Here is a 17,928-nt window from a genome sequence, read left to right on the forward strand (position 1 = left end):
ACCTTGTTCTTTACGGCTGACCTGTACCTGTCCATGCCATCTGCATGATGGCTTGACTGACAGCATTGATTGGTCGACGCTCATTTTTTGGCGGCCTTCGAATGAAAGCCATAAAATATCCAAACGCTTTTTTACTGCAAAACCTATCGGCCGAGATTTTGTCGATGAAATGAAATATCCCCTTCCGATCATCAGCGATCGGAAGGGGATCTAACATCTAGGCCTTAGAGGACGAACCGGAACCCGGCTCGGAAGGTACGACCAACAACATCGTAGAGGAACGGATTAGTCCCCGAACCCACGGTGTTACCATTTTCCGAAGCCACAACAATTGGCGGCGCCGTATTCAACACATTATCGACCGACACGTAGAACACGCTGTTCTGGGCAATCCGATTGGTCTTGATGCCTACATAAGCATCAAGATACGCGATGGCCGGAACACGGCGAATGTCGATAAAGGTCGGTCCCCATGCATCGTCAAACTGTGCGGAACCGATCAGACGCCCCTTTAACTGGGTGGTGAAACGATCGTCATCATAGGTAACCGTTGCGACACCACGCCAATGGGGCACGCCTTCGGCCGCACCGGTGTTGTTGCTGACCTCACCTGCCCGTGTGATCGTAGTAGTCGGCGTCACGATGCTGAGCTTGTCAACATAATTGGCCAAAACCCGCATATCGAGCGTGCCGTTACCGACTGGCTTGGTATAGGACAGTTCAAAGTCCACGCCGCGCGCCTGTTCCAACTGAGCATTAAACGGCTTCAAGGCAATCGCCGTCAGAGCATTGGTGTTATCGCGGCTCACAAACTGGCAGAATTGCGTATTACCTGCGCTGCACTGATTGACAACGAACTGGCCTGAATAGCTTGCAATCGCGCCCTTGATCTTGATGTCATAATAATCGACCGAAGCGCGCAAGCCGGGCGCAAAGCCAGGCTGCAACACCAAGCCAACAGTCAAAGCGTCAGCCTTTTCCGGCTTCAGTGCCAGACTACCGCCGACAGTCTGGGTGATACGCACCTGCGCATTACCGTTCAACGGGTCGTTGATCGCCTGGTTGGTCACAAGGCCGGGCTGGAACAAATCCTGCAGATTGGGCGCGCGAATATCGCGTGAACGCGTCAGACGGAATTCAACCCCATTGATCGGTTCATATCGCACACCGCCCTTCCAGGTGGTAACCGACCCGCTAACGCTATAATCGGTGTAACGCGCTGCCAGGTTGAGATTCAACGAGCGCCCCAGAGCACTGTCTTTGAACACAGGCACACCAAGTTCGCCATAGACATCCTTGACATTGTACTTGCCAGAGAAGTTCTTGAAATTTCCTGCATAAAAAGCGCTGGCCTGCGAAATAGCGTCTGCATGCGCGACGGCCTTTTCCGTGCGATATTCAACACCGGTCGCCAGGCTCAACGGACCGGCAGGAAGGCTGACCAGATCACCCGCCAGGTTCAAGCTGGAAACCGTCTGCGTGTAACGCAGATCTTGACTCGATGTGCCCGTCACATAGGCAAGCGCGATATCGCTGATCGGCTGGCTACCGAATATATTGATCGGAACGCAACCGTTAGTCGGGCTGGCAATCGTCGAACGGCAGATCGGCTGCGAAGGATTGGAAGGATTAGCGACGACATCGGTGGCCAGATCATAATTAGCCTTGCGAGCCATCGACTTTGCAGCTGTGATAGAACGAGTCTGTCCATATTGGAAGCTGGCATCCCACTTCCAATTATCGCCCAAAGTGCCTTGTAAGCCTCCTTGGCCGCGATAACTGTCGCGATTAGCATAAACCTGAATGCGTCCAAGCTTGCTATCAAAGATCGACACCGGAATCGTCGTAACACTAGCGTTGGTCATCGCCGTTGCGACCGACGCTGGCAGATAGAAATTATCCCGGGCGACATTGACCGCAGTGTTGCCGATACGCCCATAATGGACGCTCTGATAACGGCCATCGGATCCCGCATAGCTGCCTTCAATAAATGCTTCGATATTGTCGGTCAGTTCATAGCTGGCACGGCCATAGATCGAATATTGCTTGACGGGAATTGACAACTGCTGGGTCGGCGCCTGATCGGCGAGGCTGTTAAACACAGCCTCATCGCCAATGTAAAAGGTACCGGCCTTACCCGTCATCGGGAAATTGGTGCCAGCAAGGGTGCCATCATTAGCAAAATAATAGCCCGCTAGCGGCCCAGACGTCACGATGCCGTTATTCGTGGCAAATTGCGAAGCCCATGGCGCTGCGAGATTTGTAGTCTGACCGGGCTGCCCGGCACGGGGGTTAGCAACAAACTTATACCCTTTGAACCACCCACGGTCGCGATAGAGGGCCTCCTTGTTCTCATTATATTTAGCACTAACGATGAAGTGCCCCCGGTCGCTGGCAAAGGCCGTTCCGAACGAGAGATCCGCCGACAGATTTTCGGCATCACCATAGTTCGAAACGCCCGCCTGCACGTTGCCCTTCAGACCCTTGAACTTGGTGTCGAGAACGAAGTTCACAACACCGGCCACGGCGTCAGACCCCCAAGCAGCAGAAGCACCACCGGTCACCACATCGACGCGCTTAACCAAAGCATCGGGGATTGTGTTGACGTCGACCGCCGCGGTCAGCGTGGTCGGCGTGACACGACGACCGTTCAGTAGCACGAGGGTGCGCTGGGCACCAAGGCTACGCAAGTTCATCAGATTGACACCGGCCTGACCGTTACCGATGCCACCCTTGTTAGTGCGCGGTGAAACACTACCAGCCAGCGCAGGCAATTGATTAACAAAGTCAGAGATCGTTGCCGGAGCGGCAAGCTGAATCTGCTTCTCGGTCAGTACACTAACCGGCGTCGGCGCATCGAACCCGGAAGTTTTCAGACGCGTGCCGGTAACCACGATCAAGGCATCATCGCTTGCAGCGGATTCAGACGAGGCCGGGGCATTGGCAATACCGACATCAGCCTCCTCGGCGAACGCCGGCGCAGAAAGAGCAACATAAAGCGCAAGGCACGAAACTGCGCCTAGCGAGTGGCTACGATGGAACTTCATAATATTCCCCTCCCAAAAAATCATGCGGAACGCCGAATCAATCGGTCATTGTATCACGCGTATTATTTTTATCTCACTTGGGCAGGATTGCAAGACATCTAGGGAAAAATTTTTATACGCGTTATACCTTTGGTGGTGATGCCTCTATGACGAGTAAAATCAATGTGTTTCCACTGCAACTTTCAATATTTTCCCGGGAAATTTCGCCCCGACCGGATAGGCAAATGTCACCGGCACCCCGCTATCTTTCCCGACATCGATTGTTTCTCCCTGTCCCGCATCAACCGCCGGGGTACGCGCTACTTGCCCGCAGGCATCAGCCTTGCCGTTGAACTCAATGCACATCTCTCCACCCGCAGACTTTCCGCCCTTGTGCGATGTAAAGCGGAACACCACGTGTGCGGAATCTGTTGAAACAGCCGAATGAGAAGAGACACGAAACTGGTCGTCAGATCGCTCTGAAGCCGCAACCATGACGGTTGGACGGCCATTGTCGAGATAGAAGCTCCACCCGCCGAACCAACTCCCCCGCGCAAACATAACTCCAGTCGAATTCGGGGCAACGCCCTTCAAATCAATCGTGACACTGAAAGATGCGGCCGTGAAAGAAGGCCCGACATCCTCGGCGATACTGATGTCCGATCCCCACCATTCATACAGACTACGATACTCCTCATAATGCCGTCTAGCTGCGGACAGCCTGTTGGGACTCAACTCATCATCAATCGGCAACACATTATTCCGCCTTGCCTCATCAAAGAATACGCCCTGCATTTCCTTCAGCCTGCCAGGCAAGCGGGCAGCGAGGTCTTCCGACTGACTATAGTCCTCATCCAGATTGTAGAGTTCCCATTGGTAACTTGACCATGCATCTCCGGGCGTTGCCTCGACCTTCCACGGCACCCGCTTGGGTGACGTACCCGCGAACCACCCATTCCTGTAGACGCCCCGATTTCCGAGCATTTCGAAATATTGTGTGCGGGCAGGCTCGGCCGCCTTGGGATTGGCGAAAGTGTATGCGAGGCTACGACCGGTTATTTCCTGCTGCAAGACACCATCTACTAAGCGCGGTTCAGGAATGCCCGTCGCTTCCAGGATCGTCGGCATTATATCCGTGACATGCGCAAACTGATTACGCGTAATCTCCGACGGAAATACATGGCCCGGCCAGCGTACCACTAGGCCATTCCGGATACCCCCTAGGTGTGAGGCAACCTGCTTCGTCCACTGGAACGGAGCCCCCATTCCCCACGCCCATCCCGCGGGATAAAGCGGCTGCGTTCCCGGCCCACCCATATCGGCCAGATAATTGAGATCGTTCTCTAAAGTGCGCCGTACGGCAAGCCCGTTCTTGTGATGCCCGATTTCATTGAAAGTGCCATTGAGACCGCCTTCAGCGCTTGCACCATTATCCCCTTCGATGAAGAATATCATCGTATTGTCGAGTTGTCCCATGCGGCGCAACTCGGCGATAAGTCTGCCTATCTGCTCATCCTGATAGGCAACCATCCCGGCAAAAACCTCCATATACCTCGAATAGACACGTTGCTGCGCGGGTGTAAGCGAGGACCATGCCGGGATTTCCTTGGGGCGCTGCGTCAGTATCGCATCAGAGGGAATGATCCCGAGCTGCTTCTGACGTGCAAAGGTTTCTTCACGAACCTCATCCCAACCTTGGTCAAACTTACCGCGAAATCGAGAAATCCACTGCGCGGGGGCCTGATGCGGCCCATGGCCGGTACCCGTTGCATAATAGAGAAAAAATGGTTTGTCGGGAGATGCCGCCTTCTGTTGATGCAGCCAGTGAATCGCATCATTTGCTAAAAGATTGTCGAGCGTTGCCCCGTCTTGGGGCTTGTCATCTACCGCCAGCGTGTTTCTGTACAATCTCGGGTGCCACTGGTCAGTATCGCCAATAATGAACCCAAAGAAATACTCAAAACCCAATCCGGTTGGCCAACGATCAAACGGCCCGGAAAGCGATGCTTCCCAACGGGGGATATTATGATGCTTTCCAAACATCGCCGTGCTGTAACCATTGTCGCGTAATATCCGTGCAATGGTTGCAGAACTGCGCGGTATAACCGAAGTATAACCGGGGTACCCTGAGGCTACGTCGGTGATGGCCCCAGAACCGACTGCATGTGCATTGCGCCCAGTAAGCAAGGCCGCACGAGTTGGAGAACACATCGCTGTCGTATGGAACTTGTTGTACCGGGCGCCATCGCGCGCGAGCGCTTCCAGCGTTGGGGTCGGCACAGCCCCCCCAAAAGTGGAGCTGGTACCGAACCCTATATCGTCAGTCATAATCACCAGCACATTTGGCGCGCCCGACGGAGCCTTGACCGGTTTAGGCCAGTCAGGCGTCGAATTTGCCGCCGTCAGCCCAATCCGACCAATAAATGGCGCTGGGACGACCGGCAACACTGTACGATCTACACCCTGAGCGATACCAATTCCGTGAAGCACAAAAACCAATACAGTCGATACCGACAAGATTTTACTCCTATATTGCATTCTGTCTTCTCCTTTGATTGGCTATTTCACCCGGAACTTAACCCATCGAATTTCGCCCGAAAACTCCGCAGGGGATGCATAATCATGGATGACGGGCGTCGTCGTGTCAGCGCCAATATCAAGGCCTTCCGTGTGGGAAATCCAACGCGGCGCTGTCTTTTCGATACGCCCCTCGCCGATCTTGCGGCCATCGGCCAGAATGGTAACAGTCCCGCCCTTGCCTCTACCGCCACCGTCATAGACAAAATCGACATTGACCCGGTGCTCTCCGGGAGTGAGTTGTTCATCCGCGCGCACGATAGAAATATTTGGCGGCACGGCATTATAACCAAATACTGGGCGCCCATCGATCAGCGCCAGCGTGTAACCGCCGAATTGCCCACCCGCAGCAATAATCGCGCCACTGGCACCGGCTTGCGGCACGACAATGCTAGCCTCAATGTCAAAGCTTCGGTTATAAAAATTCGGACCGCTGTCCAGTGGCACCCTGCGAATCCGGCTACGATACAGAAATTCATCCCTCCCCGTAGCCAGCGATGGACGCCCTGCAGCACCAACCCCGATAGTCGAATTGTGGATCGGCAATATTTTGCTTTCGGCAGCTCGCGTCCAGAACAATGCCTTCATATCAGCAAGGCGCGCAGGCTCCTTACTCGCAAGATCGTGGCTCTCCGAAAAGTCTTCGGCAACATGGTAGAGTTCCCAGTTACGCTGATCGACCGGCACGGCAACATCCTTTGACGTATCCCATGCTACACGCCCCGGCGTAGTGCCTGCGAACCACCCATCCTTATAGACCCCCAGATTTTGCATCAGTTCGATCACCATCTCGCGCCGATGCGACGGCGCCTTGGGCTGAGTGAAGCTATAGCTCATGCTGATCCCGTCGATCTTTTGCTGCGGCACACCATCGACGACAGCCGGCGCGGGAATCCCTGTCGCTTCCAAAATGGTGGGCGCAATGTCAGTCACATAATGAAACTGACTGCGCAGGCTTCCACCAGCGGGTATATGTCCAGGCCAAGTCATCACCATCCCGTTGCGCGTGCCCCCGAAATGCGATGCCACCTGCTTGTACCATTGGAACGGCGAATTTATCGCCCAAGCCCAAGGAGCTGGGAAGTGATTATACGCATTCACCGTGCCGATGTCATCGATGTGCGCCAGCTTGTAATCGAAGCTTTCCGGTGATCGCGTCAGGGCGCTTTGCTCATACATCAGCCCGTCAAGGCCACCTTCGGCACTTGCGCCATTATCCCCCTGAATGAAGATGACGAGTGTGTTATCGAACTGTCCGCTATCCTTCAGATGCTGTATGATCCGACCGATCTGTGCATCGGCAAAGGCCAACGCCCCCGCATACGCCTCCATGTAGCGCGCATAGAGCTTCTTCTGTGCGGGCGTACATTGATCCCAGGCCGGAAGGCTGGAAGGGCGGGGCGACAGTTGCGCGTTGGCAGGGATAACGCCCATGCGCTTCTGGCGCAGATAGATTTCTTCGCGAAGCTTGTCCCAGCCTTGGTCAAACTTGCCGTGGAACCGATCAATCCAGTCCTTGGGTGCCTGATGCGGGGTGTGCGCCGTACCGGGCGCATAATACATAAAAAACGGCTTGTTGGGTGCAAGTGCCTTATGTTCGTCAATCCAGCGAATGGCATCATTAGCCAGATCCTGATCCAGAACATAACCGGGCTTGCCGGTTGCAGGATCGACTGGAGTCGTATTGCGAACAAGCGCTGGCGCAAATTGATTGGCATCCGCATTCAGGAATCCGTAAAAATATTCAAAGCCCAAGCCGGTAGGCCAACGATCGAACGGCCCGGCCTGGCTCTGCTCCCAATCAGGGGTAATGTGCCCTTTGCCGAACATGGCGGTGCTGTATCCACCCTCGCGTAGGACCGTCGCCACCGTGGCGGCCGACTTAGGTATGATGGTAGTATAGCCTGGATAGGCAGTAGGATTGTTTGTCACATTGCCCATGCCCACAGCCTGAGGGTTGCGACCGGTGAGTAATGCCGCACGGGTGGGTGAACACAGGGCCGAGGTATTGAACTGGTTATAACGAACCCCAGCCGCCGCCAGCTCATCGAAAGCGGGTGTAGGAATCGCACCGCCAAAGGTGCTGCTCGCACCGAAACCGACATCGTCCGTCATGATCAGCAAGACATTAGGCGCATTCTTCGGTGCCATTGGCATAGAGGGCCAGGGTGGCGGAGGCGCACCTTGCGGATCGTGCGCCGTGATATTCTGCGCTGTAGCGAGAGTGGAGAACATGGTGGCAATCATAGCCACACTAGCCACTCCGGATTTCAGGTTCTGGCTAAAACGCATCATCTCATCCTTTTCAGTGTATCGAATATCTTACTTGTCGACCCAACCGCTTGATCGGACCTCTGCCTTTGCCCAGCGCAAACCTCGTCGCAGCAATTCATAATAAACTGGGTAATCCCATGCGCCCCGTTCAGGGTGCGGGTAAAATGGGGTAAGTTCGACTAGATCAAAATGCCCGCGACAATGACCCAACGTATTGTAAACAATCTCGCCCTTGCCCAAACGCCGGCGATAAAGGATTGGCGCAATGGCATCCGGCCAATCCTTCTTCGTAAACCGCTCCGTTCGCCCATCGAACCGCGCCTGCAGCAAAATGTCGATCGGAGCCCGCACCTCCGAGAGGTATAGTTCATCAACTACTTCGAAGTCGGAAAGGCCCGTGGTCAACGCATCATCGTTGCGGCAAACTTCGACCAAAAACGGTGCAATCGGAGGGTGCGCTCTGAACTGGGTGCCAAGTAGCTCCATGACATCAGGCCGATCATCCGGGCAATCAACGCCATCCTTGGTAAAACGTAGGATCGAATTGGTGCCATGAAGAGCCAACCACCGCCCTCCCCCCTCAACAAATTTGCGCAGCGCAGCAGTTTCTTCCAAACTAGGCATCACGTCGCAGGTGTACGTCACCAAAAATCGACACTCGACGATTCGGTCAAGATTAGAAAAATCCATCGCAACGGTAGTGCGGACTTCCGGATGCTCTGCCAGAAGCTTGAGGAGCTCAAGCCGTGCAAAATCGATGTCGTGATGCTTTCCGGCAGCCACAAAATGTGCATCGATACGTTGGGACATGGTCACTCCTCGCGCCTTCCAAATAACTTGGTCAGAATTGTACGCGCTTGGTGAAACCACCATCGACCACAAGATTTACCCCAGTGGTGAACGATGACATCGGGCTCGCCAGAAAGACAACAGCGCGCGCTACTTCCTCCACCGCACCGAACCGCCCCAGTGCGAAGCCAGCACGGGTCGCCTCATAAAGCGCGGGATTTAGTTCGCAGATGCGCGGCCAGTTGCCGCCTTCGAACTCGATCGGCCCGGGTGAGACGCAATTGACGCGAATGCCCTTTGCCCCCCATGCCTGACCCAGCTGACCAGAATAGGTAACAAGACTAGCTTTTACAGCATTGTATCCTTGCGGACGAATGAAGGTTTCGACCGCCGCAGTGGACGACATCAAGACCACAGCCGCACGGTCAGACTTCTCGAGTTCGGCCTCAAGCGCCTCACATCCACGCACCGCGCCCATGACATCATATTCGAATGACTTGTGCCAATCGGTGGTCGACTGCGCGCCCGAGGACGAAATCATCGGAATGAAAATGTCGCAGCCGCCTAACGCAGCCACCGCCTGCCGAAGCCATTCGGCATAAGCATCTGCACCAGCCTCCATGTCGAAGGCCGCCCCGTGTACCTTACCCCCGTGGCGTTGCAGCGCTGATGCAACTTCTTCAACAACAGCCGGACTGCGGGCCGAGAATGCGACATCAGCCCCTTCTGCCGCGAAGAGTTCCAAAGCAGCACGCCCAATTCCCTTGCCGCCACCCGTCATGATGACTTTGGCGCCTTTTAACCCGAGATCCATCTAAAGCTCCTTAGAATTCAATTATTGCATAGTGCACTACTTTTCAGTATGCCCGTCAAGTCTTTTTAGCCACCGCTCTACAATCTAAGGACCAAATCATGCAATTAAGCCGGGAGGCACTGCTTCGCGCCTATCGCCAGATGAAGCTGATTCGCGAATTCGAAGAGCGACTGCACGTCGAAATCATGACCGGTGAAATCGCTGGATTCACACACCTCTACAGCGGGCAGGAAGCCGTAGCTGTTGGCGTGTGCGAACACCTCACAGCCGACGACAAGATTATTTCGACGCACAGAGGGCATGGCCATTGTCTGGCCAAGGGCGTGGAAGTGAAAGGGATGATGAAGGAAATATGGGGTAGCCGCGAAGGCACCTGCAAGGGCAAGGGCGGCTCGATGCACATCGCAAGCGAGGAGCATGGGATGCTAGGCGCAAACGGGATCGTCGGCGCCGGTGCGCCGATTGCCGTGGGTGCTGCCATCGCCGCCAAACTAAATGGTAAAGGCGGCGTATCAATCACCTTTTCCGGCGATGGTGCCTGCAATCAGGGAACGACCTTTGAAGCCATGAATTTTGCGGTTGTCACCAAGGCTCCATGCATCTTCATCTTCGAAAACAATCACTATTCCGAACACACCGGTTATGAATATGCCGTTGGCACCTCGGGCGATATCGCCAGCCGCGCAGAAGCCTTCGGCATGAAGGTCTGGCGCGGGGACGGCACCGATTTCATGTCCGTATACGACACGATGCGCGACGTGCTTGAATATGTCCGCGCAGGTCACGGTCCGGCTTCGGTCGAATTCGATACCGAGCGTTTCTTCGGCCACTTCGAAGGCGATCCGCAACGCTACCGCGCAGACGGCGAACTGGATCGGATCAGGGCCGAGCGCGATTGCCTGCGTAAATTCCGCGACAGCGTGACCGGCGCCGGTCTGCTCTCGCATACCGAGCTGGACAGCCTCGACGCCGAAATACTCGACCTCATTCAATCTGCCGTGGACGATGCCCGCGCGGCCGAACGCCCCACCGCCGAAGACGTCCTGACCGACGTCTACATCTCCTACTGAAGCGAGGCATTCCAATGGAAAAAAAGATGTACCGGACGGCGATCCTCGAGACCCTCGCCGCCGAAATGGAACGTGACCCGAATGTGGTCCTTCTGGGCGAGGACATTGTCGGCGGCATGGGAACCCCCGGTGGCCCCGAAGCCATCGGCGGGATCTGGAAGACAACTGAAGGGCTGTTTGGCCGTTTCGGTGCCGACAGGGTGATTGACACCCCGATTTCCGAAAGCGCCATCATCGGCGCAGCTGCGGGTCTTGCGCTATCCGGCAAACGCCCTGTCGCTGAACTCATGTTCGCCGATTTTGTCGGCGTCTGCATGGATCAGATCTGGAACCAGATCGCCAAGTTCCGCTACATGTTCGGCGGCAAAAGTCGTTGCCCGGTCGTGATCCGCATGGCCTATGGGGCAGGACGCAATGCGTCCGCCCAGCACAGTCAATCGGTGCACCAGATGCTGACCGGCATGCCCGGCCTGAAGGTAGTCATGCCCACCACCCCGGCTGATGCTAAGGGGCTGCTTGCTCAGGCCATCCGTGACGATGACCCGGTCATCTTCCTCGAACACAAGACACTCTACGCCACAAAGGGCAATGTGCCCGATGGCGAATATCTTGTTCCCTTTGGCCATGCCCGCCTGACTCGCGCGGGCACCGACGTCACGCTCGTATCGTTCGGCTTGATGCTGGGCTATTGCGAGCAAGCAGCCGACCTGCTTGCGGCAGAGGGCATTGGCTGCGATGTCATCGACCTGCGCACCACCAGCCCGCTTGATGAAGAAGCCATTCTCGACTCTGTGGAGGTTACCGGACGCCTAGTCGTAGTCGACGAAGCCCCACCACGCTGCAATATCGCTACGGACATTATCTCATTGGTGTGCGCCAAGGCATTCGTTGCCCTGAAGGCACCGCCTGTCGCAGTAACTCCACCACACACGCCAGTGCCTTTCGCACGCGAACTTGAGGCGGCCTATCTACCCTCGCCCGAAAAAATCGCGGCCGCGGCCCGCAAAACACTCAGTTGGAAGTAAGGGCTGTTATCGTGACCAATATCCGCGCTTTCACAATGCCCAAATGGGGCATCGAAATGACCGAAGGCACCATCGCAGAATGGATGGTAGCAGAAGGCGAAGCTTTCACTCGCGGGCAGACATTATGCCTGATCGAGACATCGAAGATTACCAATGAAGTCGAGGCCGAATATGATGCGGTCGTGCACCGCATCCTCGTGCCGGCAGGCAGTGAAGATGAACCAGTTGGCGCACTGTTAGCCGTGTTTGGCGATGCCGGGGTCAGCACCGCGGAAGTAGATGCCTTTATCGCCAGTTTTAGTGCTTCAGGTGAGGCCGGCGCACGCGCACAGGCCGAACCCCAAGTCCAGCCGCTAACCGTCGATACAGCGGATGTACCGGCAGCACCCCAGCCACCGCTTCGCATCGAAACCAATCGCCCGATCAGTCCTGAAGCCCTCGCCTATGCCGAGAGCAATGCAATCTCAATCGACCCCATCGAAGGATCGGGACGCAATGGACGCATCACCCTGCAAGATGTGGTTCAGGCAGGGCGAGACGCCGACAAGCCCGTGCTGGGGGGGCCTTTGGCCCAACCCAGCGAGCAGCCAAAGATATTTGCCTCGCCGCTAGCCCTGCGCATCGCTGCACAAAATGGCCTCGACCTTGCTCATGTTAAAGGAACTGGTGCGCGTGGCCGCATCTCCAAGACAGATGTCCTTGCGTTGATCCCAGCCAATCGAGGCGATGCCCCCACAACGCCAGCCGACAATACGCCCCAAATCGTGGAGATGGATCGTATCCGCAAGGTCGTTGCCAGCAGGCTAACGGCAGCGAAACAGGATATCCCACATTTCTATCTGCGTATGGAAGCCCGCGTTGATGCCTTGGTCGCGTTGCGCAAAACCGCCAATTTAGTCCTGTCCAGCAAGGCCTCGATCAACGATTATCTGGTTCGGGCAGTGGCGCTAGCGCTCATACGGCATCCAGATGTCAACATTCAGGTGCATGGGGATCGGATTCATCGCTTCCCGCACGCCGATATCGCAATCGCCGTTGCCAGCCCCAAGGGTCTGGTAACTCCGGTGGTCCGTGGTGCAAACCTGCTCCGCGTTGATCAAATAGCGACCACCTCGCGCCGCCTGATCGACAAGGCGCAAGCGGGCCGTCTGGGCTATGAGGACATGGAAGGCGGCACGTTCTCGATCTCAAATCTGGGCATGTTTGGGCTTGATCAGTTCGACGCGATCATCAATCCGCCTCAGGGTGCCATTCTCGCCGTGGGCGGCATTCGCCGGGTTGCCGCCGAAACAGCTGACGGGGCTATCGCGTTCGAAAGCCGGATGAGCCTGTCCCTATCCTGCGATCATCGCGCTATCGACGGCGCAGTCGGCGCAGCGTTCATGGCCACGCTGCGCCAACTCATCGAAACGCCCGAAAGTCTCTTCGGCAACTAAGTGGGTTTACGGGCGATCAACCGATCGCCCGTTCCCGCCCTTCCCAATATGGTGCGCGCAATTCACGGCGCAGCACCTTGCCGCTGGCATTACGAGGCAGTTCGGCAATAAGATCAATAGACTTAGGCAATTTGTAACCGGCAAGCTGTCCACGCGCCCAGCCAATCACTTCAGCTTGATCGAGACGATGGCCAGCAAGCGGGACAACCACCGCTTTGACAGCTTCGCCCCATTTGGGATCGGGTACGCCAATCACAGCGACCTCTGCGATCGCCGGGTGGCTGCGCAGTACGGCTTCCACTTCAGCCGGGTAAACATTTTCGCCTCCGCTGACGATCATGTCCTTCACGCGATCAACAATGGTCAGATATCCGTCTCTATCGAGCATACCGGCATCGCCACTGCGGAAAAAGCCATCGGCGGAAATGGCGTCGGCAGTAGCCTCAGGCTGGTTCCAATAGCCCTTCATGCAGGTAACGGATCGTATCGCAATCTCCCCCACCACTCCCGGCGGCTGCGCTTTCCCCTTGGGGTCAACAATCCGTATCTCCACGCCTTCCAACGCCCGTCCGGCCGATTCCATCCGGCTATTGCCAGCAGGATCGTGATCCTCCGGCACCAGCGCGCAGATCGTTCCACACATCTCGGTCATGCCATATTGCTGGACGAAACCACAACCAAACACCGCCATTGCCTCGCGCAGGAGATCAAGCGGCATGGGTGAAGCACCATAGATCAGTGTGCGAATACGACTGTAATCGGTTGACCGTGCCTGCGGATGCGCGATCAGCATCTGAGTGGCCGAAGGCACTGTGAAAATCTTGCTCAGCCCCTCTTGCGCAATCGCAGACAACACTTTCCCGGCATCAAACTCCTTGTGGATCAACCCGGTCGCCCCCGCACACAAGGTCTGCAAACCAAAGCCCGTGCCTCCGATATGGAACTGCGGCATGACGATCAGACTCACATCGTCGTCGCTCCACCTGTTCCATTCGGGCTGTTGTTCGGGCGGAAGCGATCGAAAGGCGAGCAATCCACGGTGCGTCAGCATGGCCCCCTTTGGGCGCCCGGTTGTACCCGATGTGTACATCTGCACCGCGACATCATCGGGATTTCCATCGACGACCGGCGGGCAGATTGCATCATGCGAATCGCGCCAGGCAACATAATCGCCATCTAACGTCAGCACTGTACGCAAAGCAGGAAGCTTTTGCATAAGCGGCGCGCAAGCTGAGAGAAACTCGTCCCCGCAGATGAGCAGGACCGCGCCGCTATCGGCAATAATCCATTCAATTTCAGGAGCAGCAAGGCGCCAGTTCACGGGAACCATGACCGCACCTATGGTCCCTACGGCCAACAGCACCTCGTAATAATATGGCGTATTGCGCGCCATGAACGCAACGCGATCACCAGCGCGCACGCCCTCATCCACCAAGGCGTTCACCACACGTGCAACATGGTCGCCGAATTCGGCATAGCTGATGCGTTCATTGTCCCAGACAAGCGCAGCCTTGTCTTGCAGCGCCGCAGCCTTAGCTGGCGCGACTTGCGAAAGGTGATTGAAAATTGGGGTCATTTTAACCTGCTTGCTCCATCCATCGGCGCGGGAAATTCTTCACAAAAGGGTTACATTAAAATATAACTTGCACTACTATCTAATCAGTTTCCCGCGATTGGCAAATCTGCCTTTTCAAAATAATAGAACATGTGATACTAAATTAAAATGGATGATTCTCACACCCTCGTGCTCGACATGCAGAAACGGTTCCTGTCCGACTGGAACCAGCGCATTTCAGCTAATAACGAAAATCCAGACAACGACTTCGCACCCATGTGGGGGGCTGCCGCCGAGCTGGGTTTAACCATGGCCATTGCCCCCGACAAACATGGGGGATTGGGCGATGATGGCGACTTCCACTTTTCATATTTCCACCAGCGCGGGGCACTTCTAGCCTGCGCTAACTTCGGTGCAGCGCTCGCAGGGGCCTGGGCCATCCTCTCCGCAACCAACCAGAATGATAGCGCCGACACGCTCGGCAGCGGCGCCATGCGTCCGGCGCTGCCAACCTTCCCAGAGGAAATTGGCACATTTCCGAAGAAAAGAACGCTGACTGGCCAAGAGACCGAAACTGGTATCCGCTTGTGGGGGCAATTCGACATCGTGCGCGCCGCGCCTTTGGCCACTCACATCTTCGCACCCGTCAGGATGGAGGATAACGGCGATAGCTGTATCGTGCTGCTTGATACTGACGACGCAGCCATCAGCATCGTCCCCTTCACCTTGGTCGATAAAGCTACGGCGGGCAAAATAACAATCACCGACCTGATGCTGAAACCAACACACATACTCGCACGCGGCCCACTTGCGGAAGCCATCTGGGTGGCAGCACAAACGGCCATGATTGCCGCCACCGCTGCTGAGGCAACGGGCGTGATGCAATCCCTGCTCGACCAGACAGTGGCCTATGTACGGCAACGCCAACAATTCGGTGCGTCGATCGGTTCATTCCAATCCGTGCAGCATCGTCTCGCTGAAATGCTGGTAGAAATCGAATTGACACATTCGCTGGCACTGGCGGCATCCCGGGATTTATCCGACACGCTCCTCGCATCTGCCGCGAAGGCGCGTGCTAATGACGCCCTACAGAAGATGGCCGATTGCGCTGTACAATTTCACGGGGGCATTGGCACCACCGAAGAACTGGCATTGTCCCGCTATTTCCGTAGGGCCATGGCGCTTCGTGGTGAACTTGGCACCACCGAACAACATTTCCGGCTGATCGAGAACGCGATCTGCAGCGAAGTACAGCCCGCCTCACCCGTCACTAGGAGCGCTGCGTGACCGACTTAGCCCTTGAAACGTTCCGCAACGAGGTTCGCGCGTTCCTTGATCAAGCCCTAACGACCGATCTTCGCCAAGAAGCGGATCGACAGACCGGTACTTTTGCAGAACCTGCACTGGCCCAACGCTGGCACAGGATTCTCTACCGGCAAGGATGGGCGGCGCCGAGCTGGCCAACAGAGTTCGGTGGCCCAGGCTGGACGGCACAGCAAAAACTCGTGTTCGAACGCGAATGCGCGTTGGCGAATGCGCCCTTGCTGCCCGCAATGGGCATCAGTATGTGCGGCCCGGTCCTGATCGGCCACGGCACCGCAGAGCAAAAGGCACGGTTCTTGCCAAGTATCCTGTCCGGTGAAGACCGCTGGTGTCAGGGCTATTCAGAGCCCGGCGCAGGGTCGGATCTCGCCTCGATCAAGACTAGGGCTATACGCGATGGCGACGAATATGTGATCGACGGCACGAAGATCTGGACAACCTTTGCCCATGCTTCCAACTGGATGTTCCTTCTGGCGCGTACCGATACAGAAGCCCGGCCACAAGCCGGCATTACGTTCCTGCTGGTACCAATGGATACACCGGGAATTTCGGTAAGCCCTATCCTCTCCATGTCGGGTGAGCACGAAGTCAATCAGGTATTCCTCGACAATGTCCGCATCCCCGTCGCCAATCGGGTCGGCGAGGAAAATCAAGGGTGGACTGTAGCCAAATATCTGCTCGAGTTCGAACGCGGCGGTGTAGCTGCAACAGGTCGCACGCTCAGGGTCGTCGGCCTGCTCCGGCGCATGGCGCAGGAAAATGGTGGCCTACCCCCGTCCCTGCTCCGGCGCTACGCCGCGCTTGACGTTGATATTCGCGCCACCGAGTATACGCAGCAGCGCATGCTGGCGGCGATCGATTCCGGCCAATCCGTCGGCAATGCAAATGCTTCGATCTTGAAGCTTAAAGCATCTCAATTGTATCAAACGGCTAGCCAATTGTTCCTTGACGCCGTTGGCGAATGGGGTCTCGTCGATCAGGCCGCGGCACTTTATGAAGGGGGGCAGGTAGTCGGTCCAGACTATTGCGTTACCGCGGCCGCACGCTTTATGAATTCAAAGGCAATGAGCATCTTTGGTGGCACAAGCGAGGTTCAGAAGACCATTCTGGCTCGTGGGGCACTGGGGCTGTAGCAGAACCAGCGCCCATCTCTCTCCAAGTGACTTGACATGCAGTGTCCTACATCCAAGAGTCGAATTTTGATGCAACCTGCAGGCGATTTAGATGGCAGACCACGAAACCATAACCGTTGAAACAACACTAGCTGCTAATCCCGAACGGCAACTCGTCTATTCCAGCACATCGATCCATGAACGCAGGACCCGTATCCTGCGTGAAGCGCGCAAATTGCTAGCGGAAAAAGGGATCGAAGGATTCAGCATCCGCACGCTCTGCAAACGCGCCGATGTTGCACAGCGTACGCTTTACAATGCTTTTCATAACCGCGACCGTATCATGACGCTTGCTATTCGTGAGGCGTATGAGGACGTCAACCGGTACATGCGATACCGCACGTCTGCAGAAACTCTGGACGGCATCGTCGATCGACTGATGTCGGTCAACTCCCGCAACCTGCGTGCGCGTAACTATACCAAGGCGGTGGCCGCAGTGTTCTTCGCACCATCCGCCAATCGCGACATCTGGATGGCGATGCGTGAAATGGTGGACATCAACCTCCGACAATGGCTCAACCGCTTGGTGCGGGAAGATCTGCTTGAAGATTGGGTCAAAGTAGATGAATTCGCTGACGAAATCGCCAACCTCGAATATGCGACGATCAACGACTGGGCACAGGGCCGCATTGCAAACGAAGATTATGTACGGCGACTGATCACTGCTGTGCTGACCCATGTCGTCGGTGCAATCCGCGGGGCCGACCGTGATCGCGCCAGCGAACTCCTCATAAGTATCCGTAGGACGGGCCAATTGCCCGAATACCCAAAACCGTTTTACATTCCGCCTGAGCCGGCCTGATCCTGATACAGCTTTTGACTGTAAGATTGGTCGGTACGCAGCGTTGTCTCTTGTGCTGCATTTAT

12 protein-coding genes are annotated in these 17,928 nt (G+C 56.0%); 6 read left to right on the forward strand and 6 right to left on the reverse strand.

Features of this window, described 5'->3' with window-relative positions:
- Positions 1 to 224 precede the first annotated feature (224 nt).
- The 5 genes from K6117_RS13455 to K6117_RS13475 all read right to left on the reverse strand — a co-directional run bounded on the left by K6117_RS13455 (position 225) and on the right by K6117_RS13475 (position 9,480).
- The gene (locus K6117_RS13455; protein WP_221796246.1) at positions 225 to 3,047 is read right to left on the reverse strand and encodes a TonB-dependent receptor domain-containing protein; all 2,823 of its coding nucleotides are present in this window, start codon (positions 3,045 to 3,047) and stop codon (positions 225 to 227) included.
- Between the two features lie 159 nt (positions 3,048 to 3,206).
- Positions 3,207 to 5,543: an arylsulfatase gene (locus tag K6117_RS13460; protein WP_221796249.1), complete on the reverse strand. Its 2,337-nt coding sequence runs from the start codon at positions 5,541 to 5,543 to the stop codon at positions 3,207 to 3,209.
- 42 nt (positions 5,544 to 5,585) lie between these two features.
- Positions 5,586 to 7,754, reverse strand: coding sequence for an arylsulfatase (locus K6117_RS13465; RefSeq protein ID WP_246605107.1), 2,169 nt, complete (start codon positions 7,752 to 7,754; stop codon positions 5,586 to 5,588).
- Between the two features lie 171 nt (positions 7,755 to 7,925).
- Positions 7,926 to 8,687, reverse strand: a complete 762-nt coding sequence (locus tag K6117_RS13470; RefSeq protein WP_221796254.1) for a ThuA domain-containing protein — start codon at positions 8,685 to 8,687, stop codon at positions 7,926 to 7,928.
- Between the two features lie 31 nt (positions 8,688 to 8,718).
- Positions 8,719 to 9,480 carry an SDR family NAD(P)-dependent oxidoreductase gene (locus tag K6117_RS13475; protein ID WP_221796257.1) on the reverse strand — a complete coding sequence of 254 codons (762 nt, stop codon included), beginning with the start codon at positions 9,478 to 9,480 and terminating at the stop codon, positions 8,719 to 8,721.
- 98 nt (positions 9,481 to 9,578) lie between these two features.
- On the opposite strand from K6117_RS13475, the gene K6117_RS13480 reads away from it, so the two are divergent.
- From K6117_RS13480 to K6117_RS13490, 3 genes are read left to right on the forward strand one after another with little or no spacing between them, the layout of a single operon-like run.
- Positions 9,579 to 10,550, forward strand: coding sequence for a thiamine pyrophosphate-dependent dehydrogenase E1 component subunit alpha (locus K6117_RS13480; protein WP_221796260.1), 972 nt, complete (start codon positions 9,579 to 9,581; stop codon positions 10,548 to 10,550).
- A gap of 14 nt (positions 10,551 to 10,564) precedes the next feature.
- Complete coding sequence (locus K6117_RS13485; protein ID WP_221796263.1) at positions 10,565 to 11,575, forward strand: alpha-ketoacid dehydrogenase subunit beta; 1,011 nt, start codon at positions 10,565 to 10,567, stop codon at positions 11,573 to 11,575.
- 11 nt (positions 11,576 to 11,586) lie between these two features.
- Complete coding sequence (locus K6117_RS13490; protein WP_221796267.1) at positions 11,587 to 13,011, forward strand: 2-oxo acid dehydrogenase subunit E2; 1,425 nt, start codon at positions 11,587 to 11,589, stop codon at positions 13,009 to 13,011.
- A 16-nt stretch (positions 13,012 to 13,027) separates the two neighbouring features.
- Here K6117_RS13490 and K6117_RS13495 read toward each other — a convergent pair whose 3' ends face one another.
- Complete coding sequence (locus K6117_RS13495; protein WP_221796270.1) at positions 13,028 to 14,587, reverse strand: fatty acid--CoA ligase; 1,560 nt, start codon at positions 14,585 to 14,587, stop codon at positions 13,028 to 13,030.
- A 147-nt stretch (positions 14,588 to 14,734) separates the two neighbouring features.
- Here K6117_RS13495 and K6117_RS13500 point away from each other — a divergent pair, with 147 nt between their 5' ends.
- From K6117_RS13500 to K6117_RS13510, 3 genes are all read left to right on the forward strand, one after another.
- On the forward strand, positions 14,735 to 15,853 hold the full coding sequence (locus tag K6117_RS13500) for an acyl-CoA dehydrogenase family protein (RefSeq protein ID WP_221796273.1): 1,119 nt from the start codon (positions 14,735 to 14,737) through the stop codon (positions 15,851 to 15,853).
- Positions 15,850 to 17,022 (forward strand): acyl-CoA dehydrogenase family protein, encoded by a 1,173-nt coding sequence (locus tag K6117_RS14605; RefSeq protein ID WP_221796276.1) that lies wholly within the window; start codon positions 15,850 to 15,852, stop codon positions 17,020 to 17,022. Before K6117_RS13500 ends, K6117_RS14605 begins: the two co-directional genes overlap by 4 nt.
- Positions 17,023 to 17,113: 91 nt before the next feature.
- A complete protein-coding gene (locus K6117_RS13510) occupies positions 17,114 to 17,863 on the forward strand; it encodes a TetR/AcrR family transcriptional regulator (protein WP_221796279.1) in 750 nt (249 codons plus the stop codon).
- The last annotated feature ends 65 nt before the right edge of the window (positions 17,864 to 17,928 follow it).

Source organism: Alteraquisediminimonas sediminicola (assembly GCF_019740335.1).
In the GTDB taxonomy this organism is placed as follows: Bacteria; Pseudomonadota; Alphaproteobacteria; order Sphingomonadales; family Sphingomonadaceae; genus Alteraquisediminimonas; species Alteraquisediminimonas sediminicola.

Excerpts from the sequence above, each read along its gene's own strand:
- K6117_RS13495 (WP_221796270.1), bottom strand. The coding sequence starts at position 14,587 with ATGACCCCAATTTTCAATCACCTTTCGCAAGTCGCGCCAGCTAAGGCT.
- K6117_RS13485 (WP_221796263.1), top strand. The coding sequence starts at position 10,565 with ATGGAAAAAAAGATGTACCGGACGGCGATCCTCGAGACCCTCGCCGCC.
- K6117_RS13465 (WP_246605107.1), bottom strand. The coding sequence starts at position 7,754 with ATGGCACCGAAGAATGCGCCTAATGTCTTGCTGATCATGACGGACGAT.
- K6117_RS13480 (WP_221796260.1), top strand. The coding sequence starts at position 9,579 with ATGCAATTAAGCCGGGAGGCACTGCTTCGCGCCTATCGCCAGATGAAG.
- K6117_RS13455 (WP_221796246.1), bottom strand. The coding sequence starts at position 3,047 with ATGAAGTTCCATCGTAGCCACTCGCTAGGCGCAGTTTCGTGCCTTGCG.
- K6117_RS13510 (WP_221796279.1), top strand. The coding sequence starts at position 17,114 with ATGGCAGACCACGAAACCATAACCGTTGAAACAACACTAGCTGCTAAT.
- K6117_RS13475 (WP_221796257.1), bottom strand. The coding sequence starts at position 9,480 with ATGGATCTCGGGTTAAAAGGCGCCAAAGTCATCATGACGGGTGGCGGC.
- K6117_RS13470 (WP_221796254.1), bottom strand. The coding sequence starts at position 8,687 with ATGTCCCAACGTATCGATGCACATTTTGTGGCTGCCGGAAAGCATCAC.
- K6117_RS13500 (WP_221796273.1), top strand. The coding sequence starts at position 14,735 with ATGGATGATTCTCACACCCTCGTGCTCGACATGCAGAAACGGTTCCTG.